Below are 12,245 nucleotides of genomic sequence, written 5' to 3' on the forward strand. Positions count from 1 at the left end.
TTATTGGAAGTAATTTAATTAAAAACTATTTCCTTTTTCAAACCATAAAAATCTAAGGTAGCTTTATTATCACATTCACTATTTTCGAATGAGTAATCAAGTGCGAATTTAATTCCCTTGATGGTAAAGTTGCTAATACCTGAATTCGGGTATTTACATGATGTGGCCTTACTTAAAGGAGTATCAGCCGAAATTGACATTGTGTACTCTAGTTCTTCGGTAGTTTTTCCACCTATAACCCCGTAAAGCTCCCATACATCATCAGTAATATCCATTTTAGTATCAGAACCTTCGGCCCAATTCATATATGTGTCAGAATTTCTTTCTGCAATTTTTCCTTCCGGTGATGTAACTTTACCATTGATTATTGTTAGATGGTATAAATTACCTCCTTCATAAGTAAATGCTGTTTCACCTTCAATTTTATAGTCATTGAAATAATAATCTTTAAACTCTATGGTTATTGTAGAGCTTGGTTCAGACCAATAATTACTTAATCGGGCAATCATCATCCCTCTTCTGTTAAATCCATCATCGCCTTTCTTGTTTGTGGCTCCCCAATCAATTTTAATTGTGGCCGGAAGGTTAGGCTGACCATCTTCAGTTAAAATTGACATTTCTCCACCAAGAATATCCTCTATAGCGGTGTTATTCATTTTTGCCATTTTTTTAAGTTCTTCATCTGCAAAAGCACCGGCCCTTATAGCAGTATTGAATACATCAATATATGATAAATTCAACATAGCTTCAGTTAGCATCACTGATTTTGCTTCTTCAAGACTTACATCATAGCTTTCTAACGGATCCTTGTCGCAAGATGAGTTTAGGAGAGGAAATGTCGCTATTAAGGCAACAACAATAATTTTGGTTATATTTTTCATAATAGGTTGTTTTACAGTTTATAACAGGAAAACTGTTTTATAGAGTTTTTTTTTAGCATAAATGTAATTGAGATAATTTTTTAGCTACAGTTTTCAAAATAAAAATAATGATGCATCGTATAACTTTGAAATTAATTCTGTGCAATTATCCTGACGAATATATAGTATTTTACTTATTATTGCTGTAGTAATGCTCTATATTGTACCATCTTTTATTTTAAATAAATATGAATTTATGAAATCCCCATCTCGGCTTAGCCGAGACCAAGCGTGATGAATATAAATGGGGATACCACCTGCCTGCATGATGCAGTCAGGCAGGTATGACCAAAACATAAAATTATATACATATGAAAATATTAATATCGCCTGCAAAAAGTTTGAATTTTGAAAAATTTCCGAATGATTATGCAAAAACAGACATAAAGTTTAAAGACGAAGCCTGGCAAATTGCTAAAGTTCTAAAGGATTTATCGCCAAAGGAGCTTTCTGAACTGATGAATATTTCTGATAAATTATCCGAATTAAACTGGGGTAGAAATCAGGAGTATATTAAAGATTTTGTTGAGGAAAATACAAAACAGGCACTATTTGCTTTTGATGGGGATGTATATTCCGGAATTGATGCAAAATCACTTAATAGTAGTCAAATAAGTTATTTGCAAAATAATTTAAGAATATTGTCCGGTCAATACGGAATTCTCAGGCCTTTGGACATGATTATGCCTTATAGACTGGAAATGGGAACAAAACTTTCGGTAAGCGGAAGTAAAAATTTATATGATTTTTGGGGTAGTACAATAACTGAAGAATTGAATTCTGAGTTAAAGAAGGATGATGTTATAATCAACCTTGCGAGTAACGAATATTTTAAATCGGTGGATAAAAAAATGCTGAAAGCAGAGATAGTTACCCCGGTATTCAAAGATTATAAAAATGGAAAGTTAAAAACAATATCATTTTTTGCTAAAAAGGCCAGGGGTATGATGGTGAGGTACCTGGCTGAAAGAGAAATTGATAAGAATCTAGAGAATATAAAAGCATTTGATTATGGAGGCTATAGGTACGATTCTGTAATTTCTGATGAAAAAACTTTTATCTTTACTAGATAATATTGTATTTTAGCTTATTGAAATAAACTAATTCAATCCAAAATAATAATCACGTGAAAAAATTTAGAAACCTATTCTTTGTATTTATTCTATCGATATTTGCAAATCACTCTTATGCACAGTTTAGCACTTATCATGAGATTGGAGGTACAATAGGACCAACTTTATTTAATGGTGATTGGGGTAAAGAAGCCAATTATCAGTACTACCTGAATGTATCAGGAGTAGAGGCAAATATCTTCCATAATATGCAGTTTATCCGTACCCGTCTTGCTATTAGAAATAATTTAGGATATTCATATATTAAAAGTGCTCATAAAAACTGGGATGAGGTTGAAGGAGTAGAGGATGCGTTTGATGCAATGACCGGAACAACACAGATGATTACTCTGGGTTCACAGGGTGAAGTGTCGTTCAGGGACTTTGGAATTTATTATCCCCGTAGTACCTGGACTCCTTATGTATCCGCCGGATTTAATGTTCATTATTATATGCCAACGGTAGAGTCTGATATGGCCTTCCCCGCATATTATAATCCGAGAGACGGGCATGAAGGAATTATTAATGATTCAGGATTTGCCTTTGCTTTAAAGGGTTCTGTCGGTGCCAGATTTAAACTTACCAGATTTGTATATGTGTTTGGTGAATTTACTGTACAAAGATCGTTTAGTGATAAAATTGATGGATTGGAAACAGCTTCCGGTTATACCGACTATGTTAATAGCTTTAATATTGGGATAATGTATAATCTATACTAGAAGAAAATATATATTCATAAAAAAAAGACAGGTTTGAATTTTCAAACCTGTCTTTTTTTTTATTCCTCAGGAGGGGCATAACTTGTTGGGTGCTTTCTGGGATCCTTTATATCCTGATTTTTAGGACGTCTTCTGGTACCATAAGTACCTTTTGTGATTTTTCCTTTTTTTGTTCGTTTATCACCTTTACCCATAATATATGTTTTTAAGGATTAGTTGTTTAAATATATATAATATTATTAACTAATTGAATTAATATTGGTGATTTTTAGCTTCAATAATGTATGACAGAGCTTATAATGCCTGTGAGGAGTTATTATATCTTGATATGTAATGTTGAGTTAATTAATGAGGATGATTGTCAGAGGGTCGAAATCTTATTGGTAGTAACTATAATAAAGGACATTTTTTGCAATATTTACCTTTTTTACCAAGGTATTTTTCGCAGCACTTAAGCTTTTTTGCCTTTTCTTTTTTTGATTTTTTAACCTTCATTATTGTTTATTTAATCTAAATAAGCGCAAATGTACATTAAAAATTATATTATTAGGTAGAGATGCAGGTAATAGATGATTAACATTATAATAATGTGATAACTAATCAATCTTTTTTGAAAATAAATGGATTAAGTCTGTATATTTAATTGTTGTAATTTAGTATTAGCAGAAGTGTATTTGTCAGAATAAATAATACGTGTAAATGAAACTTGATATTTTAGCAATTGGTGCGCATCCCGATGATGTAGAATTAGGAGCCGGAGCAACATTGGCAAAAGAAATAGAAGCCGGAAAGAAGGTTGGGATATTAGATCTAACAAGAGGTGAATTAGGAACCAGGGGGAGTGCTGAAATTCGTGATGTAGAATCTCAGAAGTCGGCAGAAGTTTTGGGGATACAGGTAAGGGAGAATTTGTTGTTAGAGGACGGTTTTTTTGAAAACACAAAAGAAAACCAGTTAAAAATTGTTGAAGTAATTAGAAAATACAGACCTGAGGTAGTACTCATAAATGCAATAGACGACAGGCATCCCGACCATCCAAAAGCGTCGCAACTTGCATCTGCTTCCTGTTTTTTATCGGGCCTTGTTAAAGTAAAAACATATAGAGATAATAAGGAGCAGGAAAAATGGAAGCCTAAGCATGTATACAGCTATATCCAGTGGAAATATTTGGATCCTGATTTTGTTGTTGATGTTAGTGAATTTATGGATAAGAAGATGCAAGCTATTCAACAATACAAGTCTCAGTTTTTTGACCCAAATTCTAAAGAACCTGAGACACCAATTTCGGGGAAACAATTTTTAGACGGATTAAAACATATAGCCTCAGAATTAGGAAGAGTATCGGGGGTTAAATATGCGGAGGGTTTTAAAGTTGAAAGATATCCGGTGGTTGATTCATTTTTCGATTTGAAATAATGTAATTATAGGATTTCAATTTTTTTTAATAGAAGTCAATAAGTACATTTACCCGCTAAATCATGGAGAGAGAAATAAAACAAAAAATAAATATCAGGGTAAAGTCGGCTGAAAGTAAGATTCTGGAAAAAAAAATATCCTTAATTGCTTTATTTTTTGTTGTAGTTCAATTTTTAAATAACTCCATATTTCTCATGATGTTTCCATTTTTGAATGTAATTATTCAGGTTGCATTATATGGAAGTATGGGCTTAATATTAGTTTCTTCGTATCCAAAATTCTCCTTTCAGTCGAAAACGGCACTATTAATTTTAGGAACAGCAATAAGCTTAACCGTTAATAATGTTGATGCAAAATATGGCTCAGGAATACGATGGGTTTTATGGTTGTTACTATTAGCCAGTATTGGTCCAATGTTTTCCGGAAAACTATTATTAAAGATAAGATATAAGGTTTTACAATATTTTTTGAAGAGTTTTGTGATAATTACGCTTCTCTCATTTCTGTATAAGTTATTTGGCTTGCCGGCTATAGGTAGGGGGAATTTCGCAGGGTTAATGAATCAAAGTATGGTATTGGGCCCTATTGCTGCAATTGCAGGTATTTATTCTTTTTACAATTACCTTTCTGCCGGAAACAAAAAGTTAAGCTTATACTACTTAGTTATTTCCTTAATATCGGGATTAGTAGTTGTATTCGCTTCATCGCGATTGGCATTTGCAGGATATATTGCCGGAATGATGTTTTTATTTGTCAAGCCTTTTAAATTTCGGATTATTTATTCGATGACTATTATACTTATTGGACTAAGTATATTTTCGAGAATAGATGATGGTATTGAAAAAGTTGAACGTTCAATAGATAAAGGCTTAGTGGAGAAGGGGATGAATAATTCCCGGGAAATGCTGTGGGAGGATAGAATTAGGGAATTTAAAGAGAATCCGGTTTTTGGGGTGGGTTTTTCTGCTCAGAACGACTTGTTAATTAAATCCGAAAATTCATTAGGAGGAAGGATCGAACCCGGTTCAGGGTATTTAATGATATTATCTATGACAGGTGTTTTCGGGTTATTAATGTTTATTTGGTATTTCTATTTTTTATTCAATAACCGAAAGTTCTGGAAAGAGATATATAAAAGTGAAATATATAAACTATCAATCTTTGCTTTCTTTGCTATACATTTTATTGGCGAAGGGTATGTGTATTCTGCGGGTTCCATGATGGCAGCATTTTTTTGGTTATTGGTTGGAATTACCTTTCCATACGAAAACATCAAAAAGTATAACATTGTTCAAAAAAGGGGTAAGTGAAGAAAATACTAGTACTTTATACCGAATTGGCCGATTATATTTATAATAGTTTTGCGTATTTCGCAGATAACTATAATGCGGAGTTTCATATTATTCATTGGCCAATAAACTCTGAAGCGCCATTTGCGTTCTCAAAAAATGAAAGTATCAGGCTTTATAGTAAAGAATCGTTCAATAATAAATCGCTGACAGAATTTACTCTAAATCTCACACCTGATGCAGTTATTTGTGCCGGTTGGATGGATAAGGATTATATCAGGATTTCAAAAAATTACGCAAAAAAAATCCCGACTATACTTACGATGGATAACCATTGGGAAGGAAGTATTAAACAATATATTTTAAGGATTGTTGGCTCTGTATATCTTAAAGGAGTATTCTCCAATATTTGGGTGCCCGGAAGTCCCCAAAAACATTATGCTGAGAAAATAGGCTTTTCAAAAGAGCAAATACTTACCGGTTTCTATGTTGCTAATTTCAACATTTTTAAGGAAGTGAATTATGTGCCTGAAAAGAGTTTTATTTATGTAGGGCGATACATTGAACACAAGGGAATAAAAGATTTATGGACTGCATTTGTTCAGTTAAAAAAGGAGTACCCCAACGATTGGAAATTAAAATGTATCGGGACAGGCGATTTATGGGATGAGAGGGTGATAGATGAAGATATTGAACATTTTGGATTCCTTCAACCCGGCGATATAGCAAAAGAAATCAAAGGAGGTGTTTTTGTTTTGCCAAGTCATTTTGAACCCTGGGGGGTTGTTGTACATGAGTTTGCAACGGCAGGATTTCCAATGATTTTGTCAAATAAAGTAGGTGCAGGTACAGAGTTTCTCGATGAAAATGGATACCTGTTTGAAGGAGGGAATATTTATGACCTTAAAGAAAAGATGAAGAAGTTTATGTTACCCGATGGAGATAATATGAAAAAAATGAGTCTCCAAAGTGAAAAATTATCTAAGAATATTTCTAATGAATATTGGTCTGAACAGTTGAATAAAGTACTAAGCAAAAAGGGTAATTGATGTGTGGCATTAACGGAATATATTCATTTAATAATAGGGTTTCAGATGCCGCTATTCGTCTAAAAAAGATGAATGATTCTATAGTTCATAGAGGTCCGGATGCAGAAGGGATCTTTATTGAAAAGAATATTGCTTTAGGCCATAGACGACTTTCTATAATTGATGTTTCGAAAAATGCCAATCAACCATTATACGGTTTAAATAGCAGGTATGTGCTTGTTTTTAACGGAGAGATTTACAACTTCAAAGAGCTGAAAACTAAACTGGACTACCCATTTGAAACAAATTCCGATTCAGAAGTGATAATTGCAGCATATCATAAATGGGGAGAAAAATGTGTAGACCACTTCAACGGAATGTTTGCCTTTGCAATTTGGGACAGTGTAAAAGAAAAGTTATTTATTGCCCGTGACAGACTTGGTATAAAGCCTCTGTATTTCTACCGTGATAATGAGATGTTTATTTTTTCATCTCAGATTAAAGGAATCCTGTCTTCGGGGCTGGTAGAGGCTAAACTTAATAGAAAACAGCTTTCAAATTATCTTAAATTTCAGACAATTTATTCGCCTGATACTATTTTAAAGGATGTTAATCTACTGGAATCCGGCTCATGTATATGTATAGATAAAAACGGTATTAGGAAAGAAAAATATTGGAAGATAAATAGCAGTACGAAAAACCTAAGTACGGAAAGCTATCCTGCAATAAAGAAAAATATTAAAGAGTTATTGAGTAATTCCGTTGATAAAAGAATGGTATCTGATGTGCCTTTCGGGGCTTTCCTTTCCGGAGGTATTGATTCCGGTTTAATGGTTGCTTTAATGTCAGAAGTAAGTTCGGGGCCTGTAAATACTTTTAATATTAACTTTTTGGAGAAAGATTTTAGTGAGTCTGTTTATGCCGAAAATATTGCTAAAAGGTATAATACAAATCACACTGAAATTAAATTATCGCCTAATGACCTCTTAGCAGAAATTGACGATGCCTTATCGTTTATGGATTCTCCTTCTGCGGATGGAATAAATACTTATGTAGTTTCTAAACATACAAGAGAGCATGGGATAAAAATGGCTGTTTCAGGACTTGGAGGTGATGAGCTTTTTGCAGGATATCCCCAGTTTAAGCAGGCACATTTTCTTGATAAAATTAAGTATGTAGATAAAATTCCTCTTTCGCTAAGAAGAATTATATCAAAAACAATTTCATCATCATCAAAAACAGAATTAAATAAAGTTTCTAAGTGGCTGCAAACACAAAATTGGAATATCAATGAACTTTATCCCACTTTTCGACAACAGGCAACAGATGATGAGATTAGTAAATTACTTAATACTTCATTTGAAAGTAAGATTACTTACTATGATAAATCGTCTTTGTTAAATAATTTGTCGGTAAACGAAATAGATACATATTTACAGCACATTCTTTTGAGAGACAGCGATCAGATGAGTATGGCTTCTTCGCTGGAAGTCAGGGTTCCGTTTATGGATCACGAGCTTGTAGAATATGTTTTGTCTATACCCGATAAACATAAATATCCTTCAAGTCCAAAAAAGCTTTTAACAGATTCATTTCCCGGTATTTTAACACCCGATATTGTTAATCGAAAAAAGATGGGCTTTGTTTTTCCCTGGGATAATTGGCTGAGAAATGAACTGCGAAATTTCGTAGAAGAAAATTTAAGAGAACTTGAAAACTTTGAAGAGTTCAACTATGCAGAGGTCTATGATTTGTGGATTAGATTTTTAAAAGGTGATAGAAGCGTTTATTGGACCCGTATTTGGGGTCTGGTAGTATTGGCTTATTGGTTAAAAAACATCAACAAACAAGACTTTAAATTATAAATATCGCGATATTTTTCAAACACCACTTAATAATATCGCGATATTTTTCATTAAACTCGTAAAAATATCGCGATATTTTTTATATATTTGATATTGTTTAGAAAAAATATACCATGTTTCAACGCACATATTATACAAATCAAATTTATGAATCAATAGACATTGTTGCTATTACTGTCCTTATTGGTGCAAGGCAGGTTGGTAAGACTACAATAATGGAAGGCCTGTCATTGGGTAAAGCAAAAGTGACTCTATATGGTCAAAGCGATAGTGATTCAAATTTATTTTCTCAATTAATTTTAATTGAGCAATATCTTAAAACAAATTTAAATCCGGAAATGGATGGTTTTTTACTGATTGATGAATTTCAATATATAAAAGACATATCAGTTACGCTTAAAGTACTTACCGATAAACACAAAAAACTAAAGGTTATCGTAACAGGCAGTTCCAGTGTAGACATAATTCAAAAGGTTGAAGAATCATTGGCGGGAAGGGTGAGAATGATTGATGTATACTCTTTATCATTCGAGGAGTATCTTATGTTTAAAGATGAAGAATTACATCGGGAGTTTTTGAAATATGACATAAGTACTCAGTCTGAAGTAATAAACCCCGCTATAAAGGATTATTTAAAACAATATTTAATATATGGAGGGTTGCCAAAAGTTGCTTTAGCAAAGAAAACACGGCAGAAAATAGATATTTTAAACGATATCTATAAAACATATTTAATGCGCGACGTAAAACAGTTTGTTGAGCTTAAAGAATCAGTTGCATTTAACAAGTTGTTGAGGTTTCTGGCAGCGCAGACAGCTAATCTTACCAATATTAATGAGCTGAGTAAATTAACCCGTATTCCGTACGCTAAAGTTGAAGAGTATATATACTTACTGGAGCAGATGTATATTATTAAGGCACTTGAGCCTTATCATAGCAACAGAAAGGGGACAATTTTAAAAATGAATAAAACGTTCTTTTTCGATTTGGGTATGCGAAATTTAATATACAATAGTTTCAATGATATTGATATCAGGGTAGATAATGGTGCATTATTTGAAAACTTTGTGTATCTCGAAATACTAAAAAGCCTGAGACCATATAATATCAATTTTTTTAGGACAAAAGACGGAGCCGAAGTTGATTTTGTTGTGGATGATCCATTTCATAAAATTAGTTTTGAAGCTAAATACAGAGAGCTGGACAAAGAAATTAATACCCGAAGTATTAAGAACTTTAACAAAGAGCATGGTTTTGACGAATCGTATTTGATAAACCTTGATTTAAACAAGTCCGGTAAAGATGATATTCGTTATTTACCGGCGCATTTAATTGCAAAAATCGGATTATGAGTAAACGCCTTTTAATTTTTACGGAATATTTCCTTCCTGCAAAACGAGGGGGTGGTCCGGTAACTTCAATAAGAAATCTGGTAGAACTTTTACATTCCGAATACGAAATTGGAATTGTATGTTTCAATCACGATATGAATTCAGAAGATGAACTTCCCGGGATTATATCTGATGACTGGAATAATTGGGAAGAAAAAGCAAGAGTTTTTTACGCGGGAAAAAAATCACTAAAAAAGAATAAAATAGAAGGGCTGATAGATGAATTTAGTCCTGAAGTAATATATATCAATTCTATTTTTGTTCCTCAATTTCTTTTATATCCAATTTGGAAGGCCGAAAAAATTAAGTCTAAGGTGATTGTAGCTCCGAGAGGAATGCTTCAGGATGGAGCAATTGAGAACAAGCCGATAAAGAAAAAACTATATTTTTCCTTATTAAAAGCTATAGGGTTATTTAAGAATATTTATTGGCATGCTACCGATAATCAGGAAGAAATAGATATTAAGAAACTATTTCATTCAGGAAATATTTTAGAAGTAAAGAATGTACCTGTTAGTCCGACAAATAAATTACAACAAACGGAAGAAAGAAGTACTTTAAGGCTGTTATACCTCTCATTAATTTCGGAAAAGAAAAATTTACATTTTCTACTGAATATTTTGAAGGAAAATATCAGCAGGCAAATTGAGTTGGATATTTATGGGCCTATAAAAGATAAAGCTTATTGGGCAGAGTGTTTAAATATAATTGAAACATTGCCCGAGAATGTAAAAGTGAAATATCAGGGGGAGGTAGCTCCTGAAAATATCTCTGATATATTTCCAAAATATCATCTTTTTATTCTGCCAACCCTGGGTGAAAATTTCGGACATGCAATATTTGAAGCGCTGGCAAATGGAATACCTGTTATAATTTCTGATAAAACTCCGTGGAAGAATTTAGAAGAAAGGAATGTTGGTTTTGATCTGCCATTGGAAGATAGAAGATGGGTAGAAATATTAAATTCAATAAAGACAGAAGAATTGATCTCTATGAGACAGGACTCACTCGATTTTGCCAAAGATTATTTTGAAATGGGCAATTTTAAAGAGAAATACAGATATTTGTTTAATATTGACCCGGTAAATTAAAATCTTCAGATTGTTTACTTAATATGCGTATGTTGCAGGTTTAAATGTTTAATGTAAATGAGAAATAAAACTAATTTAGAGAGCTATACAACAGGAACCTTTAAAATAGGAAAAGGTAAAATCATTCAGATACTATGGTATATTGTTAATGTTTTATTTTTTATAAACCCCTTAAACCCAATATCTTCATTAAAAGTATTCTTGTTGAGGTTATTTGGTGCTCAAATAGGAAGAGGAGTTGTAATTAAGCCGGGAGTAAATATTAAATATCCATGGAAATTAAAGGCGGGTAATTTTGTTTGGCTTGGCGAGAATGTGTGGATCGACAATTTGGAGTTTGTGGAAATTGGAGATAATTCAGTATTATCGCAGGGAGCAATGTTGCTTTGTGGCAATCATGATTATAAAAAGATCGGTTTTGATCTTATCACCGATCCAATAAGAGTTGAGGAAGGAGTCTGGATAGGGGCAAAGTCTGTAGTTGCCGGAGGAGTTGTTTGCAGATCCCACTCAGTTTTAGCTGTGAACTCAGTAGCAAGTAATGATTTAAACGAATATTCAATTTATCGTGGTAACCCCGCAGTTTTTATAAAAGAAAGAGAAATAAATTAGCAGCTATCAAAAATACGGATACAAATATCAGGGTTTCTATAATAACCGGTTCTTTCAATAGTGCCGATACAATTATGGATACTATAAAATCGGTGAATGATCAGACATATCACAATATCGATCATGTTTTTATTGATGGAGGTTCTACTGATTCTACACTCGAAAAAATAGAAAAACATTCTTTAAGAGAAAAAGCAGTAATTTCTGAGAAGGATAATGGTATTTATGATGCCATGAATAAAGGACTGAATAAAGCCAGCGGGGATGTTATTGCTATATTAAACTCCGATGATTTTTATGCCGATGAAAATGTTGTTTCTGAAGTTGTAAACCTTTTTGAAAACGGTGGAGCGGATGCCGTTTATGCTGATTTGGATTATATTTCACAAACAGATTCATCAAAAGTTATCAGGGAATGGCGTTCCGGTAAATATGATGATGATAAGTTTAAATGGGGGTGGATGCCACCTCATCCTACTCTTTTTGTGAAAAAGGAAGTTTATAAGCGGTACGGAAAGTTTAATACTGATTTTAAAAGTGCGGCCGACTATGAGATTATGCTGCGCTTTATTCACAAAAATAAAATTAAGCTGGGCTATTTGCCAAGGGTAACGGTGAAAATGAGGGTTGGAGGACTAAGTAATTCTTCTTTTAAACACAGATTGTTTGCGAATATGGAGGACAGAAAAGCCTGGAAGGTAAATAACATAAAGCCATATTTTTTCACTCTGATATTCAAGCCTCTTAGAAAGCTTTCTCAATATTTGTAGTTTGTTGATTTTGTTCCGCTTCTATGGAGCTT

General features: G+C 33.0%; 12 protein-coding genes. 10 read left to right on the forward strand and 2 right to left on the reverse strand.

Annotated elements, in window-relative coordinates:
* Positions 1–14: 14 nt before the first annotated feature.
* Positions 15–881, reverse strand: a complete 867-nt coding sequence (locus tag ABFR62_00385; GenBank protein ID MEN8136873.1) for a hypothetical protein — start codon at positions 879–881, stop codon at positions 15–17.
* Positions 882–1,231: 350 nt separating this feature from the next.
* Here ABFR62_00385 and yaaA point away from each other — a divergent pair, with 350 nt between their 5' ends.
* Positions 1,232–1,993, forward strand: coding sequence for a peroxide stress protein YaaA (gene yaaA, locus ABFR62_00390; GenBank protein MEN8136874.1), 762 nt, complete (start codon positions 1,232–1,234; stop codon positions 1,991–1,993).
* A 53-nt stretch (positions 1,994–2,046) separates the two neighbouring features.
* A complete protein-coding gene (locus ABFR62_00395; protein ID MEN8136875.1) occupies positions 2,047–2,751 on the forward strand; it encodes a hypothetical protein in 705 nt (234 codons plus the stop codon).
* A gap of 59 nt (positions 2,752–2,810) precedes the next feature.
* On the opposite strand, the gene ABFR62_00400 is transcribed toward ABFR62_00395, so the two are convergent.
* The gene (locus ABFR62_00400) at positions 2,811–2,945 is read right to left on the reverse strand and encodes a 30S ribosomal protein THX (protein ID MEN8136876.1); all 135 of its coding nucleotides are present in this window, start codon (positions 2,943–2,945) and stop codon (positions 2,811–2,813) included.
* Between the two features lie 505 nt (positions 2,946–3,450).
* Here ABFR62_00400 and bshB1 point away from each other — a divergent pair.
* From bshB1 to ABFR62_00440, 8 genes are all read left to right on the forward strand, one after another.
* A complete protein-coding gene (bshB1, locus tag ABFR62_00405) occupies positions 3,451–4,167 on the forward strand; it encodes a bacillithiol biosynthesis deacetylase BshB1 (protein MEN8136877.1) in 717 nt (238 codons plus the stop codon).
* Between the two features lie 62 nt (positions 4,168–4,229).
* Entirely contained in the window at positions 4,230–5,477 is a 1,248-nt protein-coding gene (locus ABFR62_00410) for an O-antigen ligase family protein (protein MEN8136878.1), read from the forward strand.
* Positions 5,474–6,505 carry a glycosyltransferase gene (locus ABFR62_00415; GenBank protein MEN8136879.1) on the forward strand — a complete coding sequence of 344 codons (1,032 nt, stop codon included), beginning with the start codon at positions 5,474–5,476 and terminating at the stop codon, positions 6,503–6,505. Before ABFR62_00410 ends, ABFR62_00415 begins: the two co-directional genes overlap by 4 nt.
* Positions 6,505–8,349: an asparagine synthase (glutamine-hydrolyzing) gene (gene asnB, locus ABFR62_00420; protein MEN8136880.1), complete on the forward strand. Its 1,845-nt coding sequence runs from the start codon at positions 6,505–6,507 to the stop codon at positions 8,347–8,349. The genes ABFR62_00415 and asnB overlap by 1 nt, the downstream gene beginning before the upstream one ends.
* A gap of 113 nt (positions 8,350–8,462) precedes the next feature.
* The gene (locus tag ABFR62_00425; protein MEN8136881.1) at positions 8,463–9,701 is read left to right on the forward strand and encodes an ATP-binding protein; all 1,239 of its coding nucleotides are present in this window, start codon (positions 8,463–8,465) and stop codon (positions 9,699–9,701) included.
* On the forward strand, positions 9,698–10,831 hold the full coding sequence (locus ABFR62_00430; GenBank protein MEN8136882.1) for a glycosyltransferase: 1,134 nt from the start codon (positions 9,698–9,700) through the stop codon (positions 10,829–10,831). Before ABFR62_00425 ends, ABFR62_00430 begins: the two co-directional genes overlap by 4 nt.
* Before the next feature lie 57 nt (positions 10,832–10,888).
* Positions 10,889–11,443: a WcaF family extracellular polysaccharide biosynthesis acetyltransferase gene (locus ABFR62_00435; protein ID MEN8136883.1), complete on the forward strand. Its 555-nt coding sequence runs from the start codon at positions 10,889–10,891 to the stop codon at positions 11,441–11,443.
* A 26-nt stretch (positions 11,444–11,469) separates the two neighbouring features.
* The gene (locus ABFR62_00440) at positions 11,470–12,213 is read left to right on the forward strand and encodes a glycosyltransferase family 2 protein (protein MEN8136884.1); all 744 of its coding nucleotides are present in this window, start codon (positions 11,470–11,472) and stop codon (positions 12,211–12,213) included.
* The last annotated feature ends 32 nt before the right edge of the window (positions 12,214–12,245 follow it).

This window comes from Bacteroidota bacterium (assembly GCA_039714315.1).
Classification (GTDB): Bacteria; Bacteroidota; Bacteroidia; order Flavobacteriales; family JADGDT01; genus JADGDT01.

Excerpts from the sequence above, each read along its gene's own strand:
- ABFR62_00385 (MEN8136873.1), bottom strand. The coding sequence starts at position 881 with ATGAAAAATATAACCAAAATTATTGTTGTTGCCTTAATAGCGACATTT.
- yaaA (MEN8136874.1), top strand. The coding sequence starts at position 1,232 with ATGAAAATATTAATATCGCCTGCAAAAAGTTTGAATTTTGAAAAATTT.
- ABFR62_00400 (MEN8136876.1), bottom strand. The coding sequence starts at position 2,945 with ATGGGTAAAGGTGATAAACGAACAAAAAAAGGAAAAATCACAAAAGGT.
- bshB1 (MEN8136877.1), top strand. The coding sequence starts at position 3,451 with ATGAAACTTGATATTTTAGCAATTGGTGCGCATCCCGATGATGTAGAA.
- ABFR62_00410 (MEN8136878.1), top strand. The coding sequence starts at position 4,230 with ATGGAGAGAGAAATAAAACAAAAAATAAATATCAGGGTAAAGTCGGCT.
- asnB (MEN8136880.1), top strand. The coding sequence starts at position 6,505 with ATGTGTGGCATTAACGGAATATATTCATTTAATAATAGGGTTTCAGAT.
- ABFR62_00425 (MEN8136881.1), top strand. The coding sequence starts at position 8,463 with ATGTTTCAACGCACATATTATACAAATCAAATTTATGAATCAATAGAC.
- ABFR62_00430 (MEN8136882.1), top strand. The coding sequence starts at position 9,698 with ATGAGTAAACGCCTTTTAATTTTTACGGAATATTTCCTTCCTGCAAAA.
- ABFR62_00435 (MEN8136883.1), top strand. The coding sequence starts at position 10,889 with ATGAGAAATAAAACTAATTTAGAGAGCTATACAACAGGAACCTTTAAA.